The sequence below is a fragment of the Nonomuraea aurantiaca genome (genome assembly GCF_020215705.1).
Classification (GTDB): Bacteria; Actinomycetota; Actinomycetes; order Streptosporangiales; family Streptosporangiaceae; genus Nonomuraea; species Nonomuraea aurantiaca.
In genome coordinates this window covers 37,486-52,611 of record NZ_JAIWNB010000043.1, presented here as the reverse complement: position 1 = coordinate 52,611, position 15,126 = coordinate 37,486, and the positions used below count along the sequence as shown (strand labels likewise).

At 68.3% G+C, this 15,126-nt stretch carries 19 protein-coding genes; 5 read left to right on the top strand and 14 right to left on the bottom strand.

The annotated features are described in order from the left end of the window. The first annotated feature begins 234 nt into the window (after positions 1-234). Both LDL49_RS51360 and LDL49_RS51355 read left to right on the top strand, forming a co-directional pair. Positions 235-732 (top strand): SigE family RNA polymerase sigma factor, encoded by a 498-nt coding sequence (locus LDL49_RS51360; protein ID WP_225302268.1) that lies wholly within the window; start codon positions 235-237, stop codon positions 730-732. Then, a complete protein-coding gene (locus tag LDL49_RS51355; RefSeq protein WP_225302267.1) occupies positions 729-1,823 on the top strand; it encodes a CU044_5270 family protein in 1,095 nt (364 codons plus the stop codon). The genes LDL49_RS51360 and LDL49_RS51355 overlap by 4 nt, the downstream gene beginning before the upstream one ends. A gap of 23 nt (positions 1,824-1,846) precedes the next feature. Here LDL49_RS51355 and LDL49_RS51350 read toward each other — a convergent pair whose 3' ends face one another. The 5 genes from LDL49_RS51350 to ypfJ are packed head-to-tail and all read right to left on the bottom strand — an operon-like array spanning position 1,847 to position 5,009. Beyond that, complete coding sequence (locus LDL49_RS51350; protein ID WP_225302266.1) at positions 1,847-2,893, bottom strand: ABC transporter substrate-binding protein; 1,047 nt, start codon at positions 2,891-2,893, stop codon at positions 1,847-1,849. A 7-nt stretch (positions 2,894-2,900) separates the two neighbouring features. After that, positions 2,901-3,314 (bottom strand): TIGR03668 family PPOX class F420-dependent oxidoreductase, encoded by a 414-nt coding sequence (locus LDL49_RS51345; protein ID WP_225302265.1) that lies wholly within the window; start codon positions 3,312-3,314, stop codon positions 2,901-2,903. A 16-nt stretch (positions 3,315-3,330) separates the two neighbouring features. Beyond that, positions 3,331-3,780 (bottom strand): VOC family protein, encoded by a 450-nt coding sequence (locus tag LDL49_RS51340; protein ID WP_225302264.1) that lies wholly within the window; start codon positions 3,778-3,780, stop codon positions 3,331-3,333. A 36-nt stretch (positions 3,781-3,816) separates the two neighbouring features. Beyond that, positions 3,817-4,116: a type II toxin-antitoxin system VapB family antitoxin gene (locus LDL49_RS51335; RefSeq protein ID WP_225302263.1), complete on the bottom strand. Its 300-nt coding sequence runs from the start codon at positions 4,114-4,116 to the stop codon at positions 3,817-3,819. A gap of 47 nt (positions 4,117-4,163) precedes the next feature. After that, positions 4,164-5,009, bottom strand: coding sequence for a KPN_02809 family neutral zinc metallopeptidase (gene ypfJ / locus LDL49_RS51330; protein ID WP_225302262.1), 846 nt, complete (start codon positions 5,007-5,009; stop codon positions 4,164-4,166). Positions 5,010-5,150: 141 nt separating this feature from the next. Between ypfJ and LDL49_RS51325 the strand changes: the two genes are divergently transcribed. Continuing rightward, the gene (locus LDL49_RS51325; RefSeq protein WP_225302261.1) at positions 5,151-5,792 is read left to right on the top strand and encodes a LysE family translocator; all 642 of its coding nucleotides are present in this window, start codon (positions 5,151-5,153) and stop codon (positions 5,790-5,792) included. 27 nt (positions 5,793-5,819) lie between these two features. Here the strand turns inward: LDL49_RS51325 and LDL49_RS51320 are convergent, their stop codons facing one another. From LDL49_RS51320 to LDL49_RS51290, 7 genes are all read right to left on the bottom strand, one after another. Next, positions 5,820-6,578, bottom strand: a complete 759-nt coding sequence (locus tag LDL49_RS51320; RefSeq protein ID WP_225302260.1) for a MauE/DoxX family redox-associated membrane protein — start codon at positions 6,576-6,578, stop codon at positions 5,820-5,822. A gap of 9 nt (positions 6,579-6,587) precedes the next feature. Further along, complete coding sequence (locus tag LDL49_RS51315) at positions 6,588-7,187, bottom strand: cell wall protein (RefSeq protein WP_225302259.1); 600 nt, start codon at positions 7,185-7,187, stop codon at positions 6,588-6,590. 10 nt (positions 7,188-7,197) lie between these two features. Further along, positions 7,198-7,650, bottom strand: a complete 453-nt coding sequence (locus tag LDL49_RS51310) for an RlpA-like double-psi beta-barrel domain-containing protein (RefSeq protein ID WP_225302258.1) — start codon at positions 7,648-7,650, stop codon at positions 7,198-7,200. A gap of 117 nt (positions 7,651-7,767) precedes the next feature. After that, positions 7,768-8,709 (bottom strand): RNA polymerase sigma factor SigJ, encoded by a 942-nt coding sequence (sigJ, locus tag LDL49_RS51305; RefSeq protein ID WP_225302257.1) that lies wholly within the window; start codon positions 8,707-8,709, stop codon positions 7,768-7,770. Between the two features lie 95 nt (positions 8,710-8,804). Further along, positions 8,805-9,548, bottom strand: a complete 744-nt coding sequence (locus LDL49_RS51300) for an SDR family oxidoreductase (protein ID WP_225302256.1) — start codon at positions 9,546-9,548, stop codon at positions 8,805-8,807. A gap of 150 nt (positions 9,549-9,698) precedes the next feature. Further along, a complete protein-coding gene (locus LDL49_RS51295; protein ID WP_225302255.1) occupies positions 9,699-9,944 on the bottom strand; it encodes a DUF6289 family protein in 246 nt (81 codons plus the stop codon). 569 nt (positions 9,945-10,513) lie between these two features. Next, on the bottom strand, positions 10,514-11,782 hold the full coding sequence (locus tag LDL49_RS51290) for an MFS transporter (protein ID WP_225302254.1): 1,269 nt from the start codon (positions 11,780-11,782) through the stop codon (positions 10,514-10,516). Positions 11,783-11,914: 132 nt separating this feature from the next. Between LDL49_RS51290 and LDL49_RS51285 the strand changes: the two genes are divergently transcribed. Beyond that, positions 11,915-12,847, top strand: coding sequence for a LysR family transcriptional regulator (locus LDL49_RS51285; protein WP_225302253.1), 933 nt, complete (start codon positions 11,915-11,917; stop codon positions 12,845-12,847). A 9-nt stretch (positions 12,848-12,856) separates the two neighbouring features. Here LDL49_RS51285 and LDL49_RS51280 read toward each other — a convergent pair whose 3' ends face one another. Continuing rightward, positions 12,857-13,678, bottom strand: coding sequence for an alpha/beta fold hydrolase (locus tag LDL49_RS51280; protein WP_225302252.1), 822 nt, complete (start codon positions 13,676-13,678; stop codon positions 12,857-12,859). Between the two features lie 77 nt (positions 13,679-13,755). Between LDL49_RS51280 and LDL49_RS51275 the strand changes: the two genes are divergently transcribed. After that, entirely contained in the window at positions 13,756-14,592 is an 837-nt protein-coding gene (locus tag LDL49_RS51275; protein ID WP_225302251.1) for an AraC family transcriptional regulator, read from the top strand. A gap of 47 nt (positions 14,593-14,639) precedes the next feature. On the opposite strand, the gene LDL49_RS51270 is transcribed toward LDL49_RS51275, so the two are convergent. Continuing rightward, positions 14,640-15,068 (bottom strand): ArsI/CadI family heavy metal resistance metalloenzyme, encoded by a 429-nt coding sequence (locus tag LDL49_RS51270; protein WP_225302250.1) that lies wholly within the window; start codon positions 15,066-15,068, stop codon positions 14,640-14,642. Positions 15,069-15,126 lie beyond the last annotated feature (58 nt).

Here is a 15,126-nt window from a genome sequence, read left to right as displayed (position 1 = left end):
GAGCCATCGTGAGCGTGTCCTTCCGGGAAGAATGAGCGCTTCCCTTCGACCGTCACACGATGGCTCACCTTCTGCCAGACCTCGGTGACTGATCGTCACGAACTACACCACTCGATGGGACGCCATCGACCACCCACCACCCGAACCCTCATCGGCGGCCCCGGCCGGTACGAGGCGCGGAAACAATTCTGGCCTTCTGCCAACCTTTTTCCGGCACCTCCGCGTTGAGGCCATGTGAGTGATCCAACGGAAGACGCCGCGTACGCCGCCTTCGCCGAGGCGGCCTGGAGCCAGCACATGGCTGTGGCCATCCTGCTCACCGGCGACCGTCACCGGGCCGAGGAACTGCTCCAGGACTGCCTGGTGCGGCTGTACGTGCGGTGGCGACGCGTAGGTCCCACCGACCCGCATGCCTATCTGCGCCGCATGCTGGTCAATGGGAACGTCAGCTGGTGGCGGCGACGTCAACGGGAACTGCCCACTGCCGACCCGCCTGATCACGCCGATCCTCGGTCCGGGCCGTACGAGCCGCACGAGGATTTACGCCGCGCGCTGCTCTCCCTGCCGCGCAGGCAGCGCGCCATCGTCGTGCTCCGGCACTACGAGGACCTGACGGAGAAAGCGGTCGCGGCGTCCCTCGGCTGCACGGTCGGCACAGTCAAGAGTCAGCACTCCAGAGCGATGGCGCGGCTGCGCACGGCTCTGCGGGACAACCAGGAGGCAACGCGATGAACGATCATGAAGAGTTCGCACGGGCGTTGCGGACTCTCGCTCAGCGTGAACCGATCACGCCCGCGCCGGTGTCGGCTCTGGTACGCCGGGGACGCCGGGCCAGGCGGACCCGTGCCGTGGTGGGGGCCATCGCCGGAACGGCCCTTGCCTCGGCAGCCGTCGTCGTGGTTCTGGGCAGCGGCGGAGTCGTCCCGGCCGGCCCGCCATCGATCGCCAGTGCGCCGCCCTCCGGGGACGGTTCACGGTCCTCGCATTCCCCCCGTACACAATCCCTGGACGCTCGGTCCGTCCTGCTGGCCGCAGCCGAGACCGCCGCCCGCGAGCCGGCCACGTCAGGCCCCTACTGGTACACCCGTCAACGCACCTCCCAGCCGCCGCATTATTACGGGAAGAAATTCAGAAAGCCGCAACGGCAGAAGATCCCCTTCTCGGCGACCGTGGCGAGTACCCAGGACAGCTGGTACGCGAGCGAAAAAGGCGCGCCCAGCCGAACCGTGACGGGTCAGGACCCGAAGGTCGCCTTCGCTTCCTCGGCGGACGAGGCGAAGTGGAAGCAACTGGGCTCGCCCGCCCTGGCCGAAGAGAAGCCGTCGACCAACGACTACGACATGGAGCTCCATTTTCAGATCGGCACACACAGGTTCACCGTCCGGCAACTGCTCAAGCTGCAGACCAGCGAGGACAGGCTGGAGAGCCAGTTGCGGCGGCTGTACGACGAGGAGCCCGCAAGCGACTGGTGGCCCGCCAAGCCAGAGTTCGCCGAGTACGTGTGGTCGGCGGCGCAGGACCTGCTGGCCGGTCCGATCAGCCCCGGGACCCGATCCGCCCTCTACCGGCTGCTTGCCGAACAGCCTGCGATCAAGTCGCTGGGAGAAGTCGCCGATTCGCTGGGGCGCACCGGGGTCGCCCTGGCGCGGGCCACGGCAGGGAATGGGGACGCCGCAGGCGAGGCTCGACTGATCGTGGACGACGACACGGCGGAGCTGCTCTCCTACGAGTTCCGCGCACAAGGGGCATCGGCGCCGACACTGCAGGTCACGTACGAGGACATGGGCTGGGCCGAGGCCCTGGGTGAGCGCCCGCAAAGCTGAGGCCAGGCCGAGCGAGGACTCTGCTACGGCGGCGAGTGACGGGACCTTGACGTTGCGATGGCGGGGCCTTCGGCGCCCCATCTGGTGAGTGTCGTCTGGTGCCCGACCTGGGCTCCCGTGCGGGGATCCATCTTGAAGGCGCCGAACAGGGTGGTGATCTCCAACGTCGTGGCGGCGGACCACAGCGCCTCACGGGCCGTGCTGCCGGCCTGCCGGGCGCAATGGGTCGCGATGACCGCGGCGGCGACGGCCTGTACGGCTGGATAGTCCGGGAGCGAACCGGTGCGCTCCCGGTAGGCGGCCAGGAAGTCGTCCTCGGCGATGGACGGCAGCTCGACGTGACCGCCTCCGCCGGGAAACCACTGCCCGACCCCATAGACGCCCAGAGGATCGTCGACGGCCTGGCCGAACTCGCGTACGCCCGCGGCCACAGCGCACACGGTCCGCGGGGGCGTCGGCAGGGATCTGGCGCGATTGACGGTCGCCACGTCCTCTTCGAACGAGCCGGCGCAGAAGAGGTCCCAACCCTCTTCGAATGAGCGGAGGTCCCAGGCTTCCGGTGGGCTCGGGTGGTGCCGGATGGGGTGCATCCCGAGGGCGCGCGCCAGGCGCTCGGCGCCGTCGGCGGCCTGACGGCCGAAGGCGCCCTTGCCGGAGAGGATCTGGAGCGGGCGGGGATCCTCGCGGGCGGCGAGGTGCCGGACGAAGGGCTCCGCGTAGCGGCCGGCCGGCGTCGGCACGGACACGATGTGGCCGGGGTGGGCGGTCTCCACGTCGTCGCCTGATCCGCCGTGGTTCCAGATCAGGCGATCCAGGGCCGCGGCTATGGCTCCCGCTCTCCGCATGAGCAGGGTGGAGTAGGGGCCGAGCAGGAGGTCGCACTCCGCCGAAACCCTGGGGAGGAGGGCTGCCAGCCGCTCGGGATCGCTGCCGTCGTCCTCGATGCGGAGGTCCGCCGCGCCGGTCGTGGACCGCCAGATGTCCAGGGCGAGCCCGGCCTGCCTGCCGAATCTGGCGTACTCGCCCGACAGGGACAGGCAGGCGCCGAGCCGAAGGCGGCTGCCGGACATCGTCCCCCTAATCGTCGTAAGCCCAGCCGCTCCACCGCGCGACGGTGATCGCGACCACCGGGCCGGCGGGGCGTCGCTCCACATATTGGTCGTAGCGGGCGGCCAGCCGGTCGAGCCACTGGCCGCGTGTGGTGTCGTCTTCGACGAGCGCGGCCGTGCCGTCGGCTCGCGCCCACCACAGGCGCCGCCAGTCGTCGGCGTAGTGGTCGACCAGGACGCAGACCTGGTTGTTGCTCGCGATGTTCCGAAGCCTGCGGAGGTCTGTCGTCCGTTTCGGTTTGTCGTCCACGGCGAAGGCGATCATGTCGTCCGCCACGGCGAAGACGACGGGCACGAGGTGCGGCGCCCCTTGCCCGTCCACGGTGGCCAGCCTGGCGCTGCGTGCTGCCAGGAACTTCGCTCGGGCAGTAGCCTCATCCATCCCATCGCACCAACCCTCAGACGACGTCGAACTCGTTGCCCTCCGGGTCCGCCATCGCCACCGCGTAGTGGTCCACCCCGGGCTCGGCGAGCACGCGTACGACGGAGGCGCCCGCGCGGACCAGCCGCGCCACCTCGGCGTCCACGCGCTCTCTGCGGATCGCCAGCGGGACCTCCTCCCGCTTGCCGCCCACCTTGATGTCGAGGTGGAAGCGGTTTTTCACCACCTTGCCCTCAGGCACCTGCTGGAACCAGATCCGCGGGCCCCCGCCCTCCGGATCGACGATGCTGTCGGAGCAGTCTCCGTCGTCGAGCTCCTCCTCCGGCACGCCGATGCTCTGCCAGTAGTCTCGCCAGGTGTCGAAGTGGCCCGGCGGCTCCTCCAGCTCATAACGCAAGCCGTCGGCCCAGAAGCGCGCCAGCCGTCCGGGGTCGGCGCAGTCGATCACCAGTTGAAAAGAGACCATGGAGGCATCCTGCCGGAGGGGTCCGACAATTCTTTTTCAGCGGGGCACCATCTCCAGGACCCGGGCGTGCAGGATCGAGCGCTGGTGCAGGGCCGCCCGGAGCGCCCGGTGCAACCCGTCCTCCAGGTAGAACTCACCCTGCCACTGCACCACGTGCGGGAAGAGGTCGCCGTAGAACGTGGAGTCGGCGGCGAGCAGGGAATGCAGGTCCAGCATGGCCTTCGTGGTGATCAACGAGTCGAGCCGGACCTGCCGTGGGGGGATCTGCGCCCACTCTCTGGGCGTCAGACCATGGTCGGGATAAGGACGTCCGTCACCGACAAGCTTAAAGATCACCCCAATGATTTTAGGAGAGAATCCGATTACTCGTGTTCTACGCGCCGTTAAACAAGATCGGCCTGCGCGCATTTTGCCGGTTCGCCGATCTTGTAACCGCGATTCAGGGCGTTGACGCGTTGCTCGGAGCTGCCGTGGGTGAACGACTCCGGGTCGATCCTGCCCTGCGTACGCTGCTGGATCCGGTCGTCGCCGACGGCCGCCGCCGCGTCGAGCGCCTCGGCCATCTCCGCGGTGGTGAACGGCTTGTCGTAGAAGCCGGTCTCGACGGCGTGCTTGGCCCACACGCCCGCGTAACAGTCGGCCTGCAACTCCGTCGCCACCGAGTTGCCCTGGGAGAGCTCGCCTTGGAGGTCCTGGGCGTGGTGTCCGTACTCGTGGGCAATTACATACGCCTGTGCGAATGGTCCGCCTTTTGCGCCAAATTGACTCTGCAACTGGTCGAAGAAGCTCAGGTCCAGGTAGACGCGCTGGTCGCCGGGGCAGTAGAAGGGGCCGACCGCCGAACTGGCCGCGCCGCAGGCGGTGCGCAGGCTGCCGGAGTACAAGACGGTCTTCGCCGGGCGATAGTCAGAAATCTGGGTCTTCCAGTAGTCCTGGATGCTGTTGACCACACCGACCACCCGGCATTTCTCCGACTGGTCGGCGTCCTTGCCGGTCCGGCACTGCTGCGACAGGTTCGAGGACGGCTGCCGCTGCTGCGCCGGCTGGTCGGTTCCGCCGCCCAGGTTGTTCACGACGAAGACTATGACGAGCACGATCAGGCTGACGATGCCGCCGCCGCCGATGACCATGCCACCTGGGAACCCACCGCCGCCGCCCCCACCTCCTCCACTACCGCCAACGTCCTCCACCTGTGAGGAATCGAGGTTGACGTCGTCCCTGAAGTCCATCGCTGAGGTCCCTTCTCGGGTGCTGCTCGGATGACAGCTTCCCGAAAGGGGCGTTTAGATGCCACCTGTGAACCTCTCATAGCGTCCGGTTACCCAGAGTATTCACAGATGCACGGACACAATGTCCGCTAATGTGCCCATATGACGGGTGGACTGCTGGGAATCGCGCTGGTGTCGCTGGGCATGGTTCTCACCCCAGGGCCGAACATGATCTATCTGGTGTCGCGCTCCATCACCCAGGGCCGCCGGGCCGGCCTGATCTCCCTCATCGGGGTGGCGCTCGGGTTCACCGTCTATCTGACGGCCACCTGCCTGGGCCTGACGGCGATCTTCGCGTACGTACCCGCCGCCTACACCGTGCTCAAGCTGGCCGGCGCCGCCTACCTGCTCTGGCTGGCCTGGAACGCCGTCAGGCCCGGCGGCACCTCCGCCTTCGAGCCGCGCGAGCTGGCGATCGAGCCGCCGCGCAAGCTCTTCGCCATGGGCCTGCTCACCTGCCTGCTGAACCCGAAGATCGCGATCCTGTACCTCTCGCTGCTGCCGCAGTTCATCGACCCGGCCATGGGACACGTGCTGCTGCAGAGCCTCGCGCTCGGCTCGGTGCAGATCCTCATCGGCACCCTGGTCAACGCCCTGATCGCGGTGTCGGCGGGCACACTGGCGGCCTTCCTGGCCGGCCGCCCGCTCTGGCTGCGGATCCAGCGGTACCTCATGGGGACCGTGCTCGCGGGCATCGCCGTCCACCTCATCGCCGACCGTTCCAAGGCCCTGGCACCGGCATAGGCGCGCGCCGATGGCCAGACGCCCTGATCAGGTGAGCGCGACGCGGACGGTCGAGGGGTCGGCTCCGGCGAGGGGGATGGAGAAGACGGCCGTCCGTTCGCGCGCCCCGTACACCACGAACCGCAGGCCGTCCTCGTCCCACACGTCCTGGACGTCCGAGGTGAGCTGCGCGGACGCCGAGCAGTAGGCGGGGCTGAGGTAGAGCAGGTGCAGCGAGACCTCCAGCGGGATCTCCGCCGGCGAGCGCACGGCCAGCGGCTGACGGAGTCGTACGAGGAGCTGGCGCAGTGGGCTCAGCCAGAGGCGGTCCAGCTCCGCCGAGAGGCCCAGCAGGGCGACGACCTCCACCAGGCCCAGCGCGACGAGCGGGGGATCCAGCGGGTACGGCCGCGCCCAGATCGCCGCGACGCCCGCGGCGCACAGCAGTCCGGCGCGGGCGAAGGCACGCCAGTCCACGGGATGGGAGTGCGCGCCCAGGCAGCCGCACGACGACGTGGGCGCGGCCGCGTACGCGTAGGCGAGATAGGCGAGGAACCCCGCCGAGAGCACGGCGGCGGCCGCGCCCTCCTCAGGGGTGACGGGCGGTAGCAGCAGTGCGGCCGCCACCGCGAGCTCCACCACCCCGACGAGGCGGAGCGTGGGGATCGCGCGCGCCGAGCCGACCAGCCGGGCCAGTGCGGTCCGTCCGGCTTCCGCCCGCATTCGACGGCTGAACAGTTTCATCAGGGCCGCCCAGACGAGGAAGAGGGCGATCACGTACGGCTGAAGCGCGGCGATCCCTTGCATGTGTCGCTCCTAGTGGGGGGAGAAGACGGTGGCGATGTCGACCTCGTTGGTGTCCGGCCGCCACGCGCCGAGAATCTGCACGTGCTGGCTCACCCGCAGCATCGACAGGTCCGCGGACGGCGGTGACTCGGAGTGGACGGCGACCGACTTGCCCGGCACGACGTGGCAGAGGACCTCTTGGCCGTTGTGGTCGAGGTGGATCTTGTCGCTGGTGATGTTCTTGATGTGGCCCTTGATGTTGACGATGTTGAGCCACACCGCCTCGGCGGCGAGCACCCCGTCGGGCATCCGCACGCCTCGGGCGTACAGGCCGTCACCCGGCTTGGCCTGCTCGAAGGGGACGGGCCCCAGCTTCCAGAGGCTCGTGCCGTCCACGACCCGGATGTTGTGGAAGACCATGTTCGAGCCCAGGACGAGGAGCGTGTTGTCCTTGATGGAGCGGATCCGGCCCTCGGCGAAGTTGGGGTCCACGGTGCCGGGCTCCACCTCGGGCGCCCCGGCCGTCGCGAACGCCGCCTCGGGGCCGAGCGAGCCCAGCGCGGTCGCGGCGACCACGCTGGCCCCGCCCCCGAGCAGGGCGGACTTGAGCATTTGGCGTCTGCTGGTCATCGTCAGCTCCCTAGGGGGTCGAGATCTCGCAGGGCCTCAGGCCGGCGGAGAGGCTGGCGATCTTGCTGTAGGCGGCCGGGGTGAGGTCGATCAGGCGGTTGCTGGCGCAGGTCGCGCCGCAGCAGCTCTTCTCACCACAGAACAGGTCCGTCTGGGGACCGCAGTCGGCGATGGCGGTGACGACGCTGGTGCCGCTGCACAGCGCCGTGATCCGGTGCTGGAACCCGCAGGTCCGCCGGGAGAGGTTGAAGCCGCAGGTGTCGGGGTGGGTGATCGCCCAGCAGGCGTCGGAGGTGTTGGGCCAGGCGTGCTGGAGGCTGCCCGAGTTGCAGGTGCCGCAGGCTCCCTTGCCGGTGGTGCTGCACGGTCCCCAGGCTGTGCCGCAGCAGAACCAGGAGACCTCTCCTTGGACGGAGGCGAGTAAGTCGATGGGTGGGGGATCAGTGGGCTGGCGGCGCACCATGCGCGTCCTCCTTGGGGTGGGCTCTGCAGGGTCCCCCGATGAGGTGGTGAAACTTTCCGACCTGATCCATCAAAACATGTAAGAATTTTCCGTCAATGCCCAATTTGTCCGGGAACGTCAGCTCGGACGCTTCTTCGGCAGGCGCGCCACATCAGATACCGGTCCGAGATGGCGAAGCTTGTCGGGATTGGACACCGAGTGGATCGTCTGGACCACGCCGTCGGCGATGTCGAGCTCGACCACGCTGGCCACGCGCCCTTCGGCGTCGTACATCACGGCGCCCGGCCGGTCGTTGACCCAGGCCGGCCGGAAGGAGACGCCGAGCATCTGGACCCGGCGGAACCCGCCGACGAGCAGTTGCGCGACGCGCTGTGGCTCGGTCGCCGGCTTCCCGATCGCCTGTGCCTTGCCGCCGCCGTCCCCAAGGAACACGACGTCGGGCGCGAGCATGCCGAGCAGCGCGTCCATGTCACCGCCCGCGGCGGCCTCGAAGAACCTGCGGGCGAGCTTCTCGCCTTCCGCCCGCCGCGCCGGGGGCGGCGGGCTGTCATGCCCCCGCCTCCCGGCGGCGATGCGCTGCCTGGCGCGTGTGAAGATCTGCCGGCAGTTCGCCTCGGTCTTGCCGGTGGTCCTGGCCACGTCCGGGTAGCCGTACCCGAACACCTCGCGCAGCATGAACACCGCCCGCTCCACCGGCGAAAGGGACTCCAGCAGCACGAGGAACGCCATCGACAGCGAGTCGGCCAGCTCGGCGTGCTCGACCGGCCCCGGCCCATCGGCCGACACGACGACCGGCTCGGGCAGCCATTCCCCCACGTACGTCTCCCGCCGCACCCGCGCCGACCGCAGGTAGTCGATGCCCAGCCGCGTCACCGTCGTCGTCAGGTACGCCTTCAGGTCGGCGATCGTGGTTCCGGCCTGGCGCGCCCGGGTCAGGCCGAGGAACGCGTCCTGCACGATGTCCTCAGCGTCTCCCACTGACCCGGTCATCCCGTAGGCGATGGAGAACAGCAACGGGCGGTACGCGATCGCGCCCGTCTCATCCGCTGGTCCAGGCACGGAACCCCTCCCACCGACTCGCGTACCGCGGCTCATCTCGTTCTTCGAGCAGGGTATCCGGGGCCCTCGGCCCGTCGATCACGGGTGCGCGGCGGTCACCAGGCGATGGGGCCGAGGCGATCGATGAAGATCCCGGTCGGCCCGTCGGCGCCGATCGTCGCGAGTCTCACGATCGAGTCGGTGCCTTCGGTGACCGTCAGCTGCCCGGTGTGATGGTTCATGTCGGTGGCGGCGAATTTGTGATTGACGACTTCTCCGGGAGTGGCCATGTTGAATTTGATCTCCGGGAGCGCCTGGGCGTACCGGACGGTGATCATGTTCAGCGCCGCTTTCGACGAGCTGTAGGCGAGCTCGTGGAATTTCGAGACGGGCTGTTCCGGGTCGGTCACGACCGCGAAGGAACCGACGGCGCTGGACACCATCACCACCCGCGGATGGTCGGCCGCCCGCAGCAAGGGAAGGAACGCCTGCGTGACCCTGATCGGTCCGTACACGTTGGTGTCGTAGACGGAGTGAATCTCGTCCACCGTCGCTTCAGCCGGCGCGATGGCCTTTCCCGGCGCGCCGGCGTTGTTGATCAGCACATCCAGCCGATCGGTGTGCTCCCGGACGAGCCGGACGGCGGCGGAGACGGATTCGTCCGAGGTCACGTCAAGCGGGACCATGATCACGTTCGCGCCACCGGCGGTCAGCTTGTCGGCGGCCGCCTGCCCGCGGCCTTCGTCACGCGAGCCGAGAAAGACCGTCCAACCCTGGTCGCCAAGCCGCCGGGCCGCTTCGAGGCCGAGCCCCTTGTTGGCTCCAGTGATCAATACCGAGGTCTGCTCCGAGTTTGTCATGGCCTCTAAGACGGCATGCCCTGCTCGGCTGTGACACGTTGTGAGCGAGCTCACAACGGGCCGGTGGTGGTGGCCGACGTTTGCCCGGCCGCTTCGGCGGGGCGGAAATCGGCGGGGCCGCCGATGCGCGACCCCGCCGGAGATCTTCGCTCAGCCGCAGGGGCTTGAGGTCCACTCGCTGTAGCGGGTGATCTTGCCCCAGCTCGAGACCTCACCGTCGCAGAATTCCGTCTTGGCTCCGACCAAATTGGTGTACGCGGAGTCGGAGTAGTACGCCGTGTTGCACTGGTAGCCGGCCGGGCAGCGGAAACCCTGCGTGCCGGCCTGCGCGGTGGTCGGTACGACAGTGAGCGCGGCGGCGGCCAAGGCCGCGACCCCGATTACGCGACGGATCATGAGTCGTCCTTCCTGATGACGAGAAAAACGGAAAGATGGAACGCGGCAGGGGTGTCGGAAACGAGCTGCCCAGCCTTACCGTTCCGCTCAGCAATGGCTTCGGTAGAGGTTCACATAGGCGGCGGGTTCGGCGGGGAAGGCGACGAGCGCAGTGGTGGCCGGGGCTGCGGCGACCAGTGCGCGACGGATCATGAATCGTCCTTCCTGAGCACGTAGCGGTGTGGACTCACCCCCTTGGGCGGCGGCACAACCCATGATCGAAATGATCCGTCCCGTCCGGGGGAAACGCAACGCTTACAAACATGGATGACGATCTGTAGAACGACAGGTGCATTCACACTCCGCGTCATGACGCGTGGTTATTATCGGACCATTGATGATGCGTATCGACACGCTCACCTGGTGTCATTTCCGCTGTTCATGATGTCGCACCTGCGCTTACCCGATAATTCGGACGCGCCCCATGTCGGGTTTTTGATTTACGCATCGAGCAAGGCCCTCGGCCGGCCGTTGCGCGCGAAAAGGGAATGGCGTGCGAAGCGCGAGTCTTGTCCCGCCGCGCCAACAGCTCAGCTCAGTCGTGGTCTGGCTGCGTCTGAAGCCGCCTGCGGCCGGCAGTCGGGTGCGAGTTCAGGAACCTGGCGGCGGGGCAGCAGCAGCGGGCTGGCGAGGATGAGCAGTCCCGCGATCGTGATGGCCGTGCGTGGGCTGGTGGCGTCGGCGAGCAGTCCACCGAGCGCGCTCAAGCCGGCGATGGCGGCGCTGCTGCTGATCGACCAGGCCGACAGGGTGCGGGCGGTGCGGTCTTGGGGAGTGTGTTCCAGTCGGTAGGTGGCGAGTACCGGGTTGTACAGGCTCATGCTGATGATGATCGCGAACTCGACCGCCATCACGATTGCCAGGCCGGCGACACCGGGACGGACAAAGGCGAGGCCGATCAGCCAGACCGCGCGCAGCGTGCCGACCGTACGGAGGATCTGGTGCTGGCCGTACCGTGCCACGACACGGCGGGCAAGACGTGAGCCGATGAGTCCGCCGACGCAGGGGGCGGCGAAGGCGAGGCCGTACTCCCAGGGGGAGAACCCGAGCTCGCGGAGCATGAGCACGGCCAGCAGCGGCTCGGTGGCCATGATCAGTCCGCTGACGATCAGGTTGTTGAGATAGAGCGCCCGCAGGCCGGGATGGGTCAGGATGTGCCGCCAGCCGTCGAGCAGCTCGCCGGCTCGGGCCCGGCTCTTGCCGGTTGTTCGCCGCGGAGGTACTTCTCGGCCGCGTACAGCGCTGATCCCCAGTGCGGACAACAGGTAGCTGAGCGCATCGGCCACCACGGTGGTCACCGGTCCGAACAGGCCCATCGCCGCCCCGCCCAGCGGCGGCCCGATCGCGATCGAACTCCACGTCGTCGACTCGAACCGGGAGTTGGCCACGAGCAGATCATCCGGCCGGACGAGGGTTCTGAGGTAGGCGCCACTGGCCGCGTTGAAGGCGATCTTGGCCGCCGCTATCACCGCCGAGACGACCAGCAACTGGACGAAACTGAGCCGGTTGACGGCGTACGCGACCGGGATCGTCATCATGGCCGCGAATCGCGCCAGGTCCATCGCGATCATGATCGGCCGCTTGCGGCGAAAATCCACCCACGGCCCGAGCGGCAACGCGATCAGCGCGCCCACTGCCGGCCCCACAGCGGACAGCGCGGATACCTGGGCCGGGCTGGAGTCCAGCACCAGCACGGCTATCAGCGGCAATGCCCCGAATCCGAGGCCAGAGCCGTAGGCGCTGACCGCGTACGCCGCCCACAGCCACCCGAACTGCCGGCCCAAGGAGCGTCTAGCCACGATTCTCCGCATCTCCCTGCTTCGAACAACTTGCTGTTGACCGCTCTGATCAAAGCAAGGCGGAGAAGGCGGATCAAACAACCGAATTGGCGGCGAGCCACAACCTCATGTTGTACGAGTAGCGTTTGGTGCGTGGATCTCAACGCCGTACGTACCTTCGTCGTCGTCGCGGACGCCGGCCAGTTCCAGGAAGCCGCCGCAGAGCTGTCGATCACCCAGCAGGCCGTCTCCAAGCGCATCGCCGCGCTGGAGAAAGGCCTCGGGGTGCGCCTGTTCACCCGTACGGCGCGCGGCGCCCAGCTCACTGTCGACGGCCAGGCGTTCCTGCCCCACGCCCGCGAACTGCTCCGGGTGGAAGAGCGGGCCGACGCGTCCGTACGTCCTGGCCGGCGTGCTCTACGCGTCGACGTCGTCAACCGGCGGGTCGCGGCCGGGGTGCTTCTGCAGGACTTCTACCGAACGCATCCGGAGATCGAGCTTGCCGTCGTGACCCTGAAGGCCGACGTCGATGCCGCGATCGCCGCTGTCGAGGCTGGGACGATCGACGCCACGTTCCACGCTGTCACCGTTCCCGCGCAGCAGCTGCCAGACTCGATCAGGACTGCCCGAGTGATCGACGAGCCGCACCAACTACTCGTCGGACCCCGCCACGCGCTCGCCAAAGCTCATGCCGTCACGCCCGCGCAACTCGCCGGGCACCGAATCTGGATGCCCGGCATGGCCCCCGAAACCGAATGGGCCGGCTACTACGAGGAACTCGCCGCCGCGTTCGGTCTCACGATCGACATGGTGGGGCCCAGCTTCGGCATCGAGGCTCTGCTGGCCGAGATCGCGGACTCCTCGGAACTGGCGACCCTTGTCGGCGAAGGCTCGCGGTATCTGTGGCCGGACAGCTACGACCTGCGGCGCATACCGGTACGTGACCCGGCACCGGTCTACCCGATGTCACTGATCTGGCGCGACGACAACCCGCATCCGGCGCTCGTCAAACTCCGCGACTACCTCGACTCCAGACGAGCGGACGCACCTGACACCGAGGTCTGGCTGCCGAAATGGGGACAGTGATCAGCTCGTTCAGTTCGCCCGTGCGGTGAAGGCCAGGAGGAGTGTGGCGGTCCGCAGCGGATCCTCGAGTATGGGTGAGTGTCCGAGACCGGGCAGCAACTCGACTGTCGCGCCCGGAACGGCGCGGTAGTCGGCGGCGGATGAGGATCGCCATCTCCGGTCGTCCTCACCGAAGATCACCAGCAGCGGCTTGCCGAGGGGCGTCAGCCGGTCCGGGAGCGCCTGCTGCTCCAGATACTCGCGGATGCCCTGCATCGTCGCGGTGAGGGTGTGGTAGGTCATCGCGCGTACTTCGTTCAGGAGCTCTGGGGGGATCTGATAGCCCGCGCGGCTGAAAGCGGTGCTCGCGAACTGGCGGAGTTGTCTGTCGGTCGGCGGCCACTGCGAGGGTGCGATCGCGGCGGACTCCGATGCGATGAAGGCGGCCAGGCTGGGTCCGGTGTTGACGAGCGCGAGCGCGGTCACCAGGTCGGGTCGCTGTTCGGCGAGGGCGGTGGCGACCGCGCCGCCGCTGGAGTGGCCGACGACGATGGCGTGCTCGACGCCGAGCCGGTCCAGCGCCGCGCCCACCCGGCGTCCCTGCTCAGGGGTCGCGTAGCTGCGGTCGGCCGGTTTGGCCGACCGGCCGTGCCCGAGAAGGTCGATCCGGATGACGCGATGGGACTTGGTCAGCAGCGGAACCAGCGCGTCCCATGAGCGGGTCGAGGATGCGGATCCGTGGATGAGCAGGAGCACGGGGGCGTCGTGGGGGCCGTCCTGGCACACGTAGATGTCATCGCCGTCCAGGGACAGGGCCTCGTCGTGGCCTTTCAGGCCGTCAGAAATGGTCATGAGGCCACTGTCGCCGCCGGCAGGCGCCGGTGGATTGGATAAATGTCCCCCTCAGCCGGTGCACATAGCATGGGACGGTGCGGACGTTCGTCCACGGTGCGGCCGTGTGGGAGGTCGCATCCCCGCAGCGGCCCAGCCGGGTGGCCGGTGTCACCATGGCCGGGTTCCGGGTCCGTGACCTCGACTCGCTCCGGATGGTCCCCCACCCGGCCGTGACGCTGCTGCTGGACTTCGGCGCCGGTTCGCCCGTCCTGAACGACGCCGCCGGGCGGCAGCAGCTGGGAAGTGTCGTCGCCGGGCCCGGGATCGGATCCGGCGGCGCGGTCTGGGCGCGGGGGGAGAACGTCGAGTGCGTACAGGTGCGCCTGTCCCCGGTGATCGCCCGCGCGGTTCTGGGCACTTCCCCCGCCGAACTCGACGGTGCCGTGGTGGCCCTCGACGATCTGTGGGGCCGGGAAGCGTCACGGATCCGTGAGCGACTGGGCGAGGTCTCGTCGTGGGAGGAACGCTTCGCGTTGACGGACGCCCTGCTCGCCCGCCGGTACGAGGCGGGGTCGCCGCCGGTGGACCCGGAGGTGGTCTGGGCCTGGGGCCAGATCGTCGGCAGCCGTGGCCTGGTCCGGGTCGACGGGCTGGCGGCCGAGGCCGGATGGAGCCGTAAGCGCTTGTGGTCCCGGTTCCGCTCGCAGCTCGGCCTGCCGCCCAAGCGCGCCGTGAAGCTGGTCCGCTTCGACCATGCCGCCCACCGCCTGGTCGCGGGCGAAGGCGCGGCCCGAGTCGCGGCCGACGCCGGCTACGCCGACCAGTCCCACCTGCATCGGGACGTCGTGGCGTTCACCGGGGTGACCCCCGCGACCGTGGCCGGCGAGCCGTTTCTGGCGGTTGACGACATCGCCTGGCCCAATCAAGCCTGACGTCCGCAGCAGGGTTCTCCGAGGTGTTGACCGGTTCGATGGGCCGGTCAGTCGCCCGATGTGGTGGCCGGGGTGCAGCAGGCTGAGTCGGTTTCCTTGGTCAGGGTGTCGGCGTCGCCCTTGACCACGTACACCTCCCACGGCTCGGCCCCCGGGCCGTGCACCCACACCTTGTCCTGGAGGGCGTAGCAGCAGGCAGTGTCGTTCTCCTCGAAGGTGGCCAGGCCGGCGTCCTTGAGCCGCTGGGTGGCGGCGTCGACCTGGGCGGTGTCCTCGACCTCGACGCCGAGGTGGTCCATGCGGGTCGCCTCTCCCTCTTCTCCCTCGATCAGCACCAGCTTGAGCGGAGGCTCGGCGATGGCGAAGTTGGCGTAGCCGGGACGAAGCTTGGCCGGCTCGGTGCCGAACAGCTTGGAGTAGAAGATGATCGAGCTCTCCAGGTCGGCGACGCGGAGGGCGAGCTGGACGCGTGACATGACGATCTCCCGTTTCCTTGTTTCGACGGATGTCTAAACAGTCTCGAGTTTGCGCTCC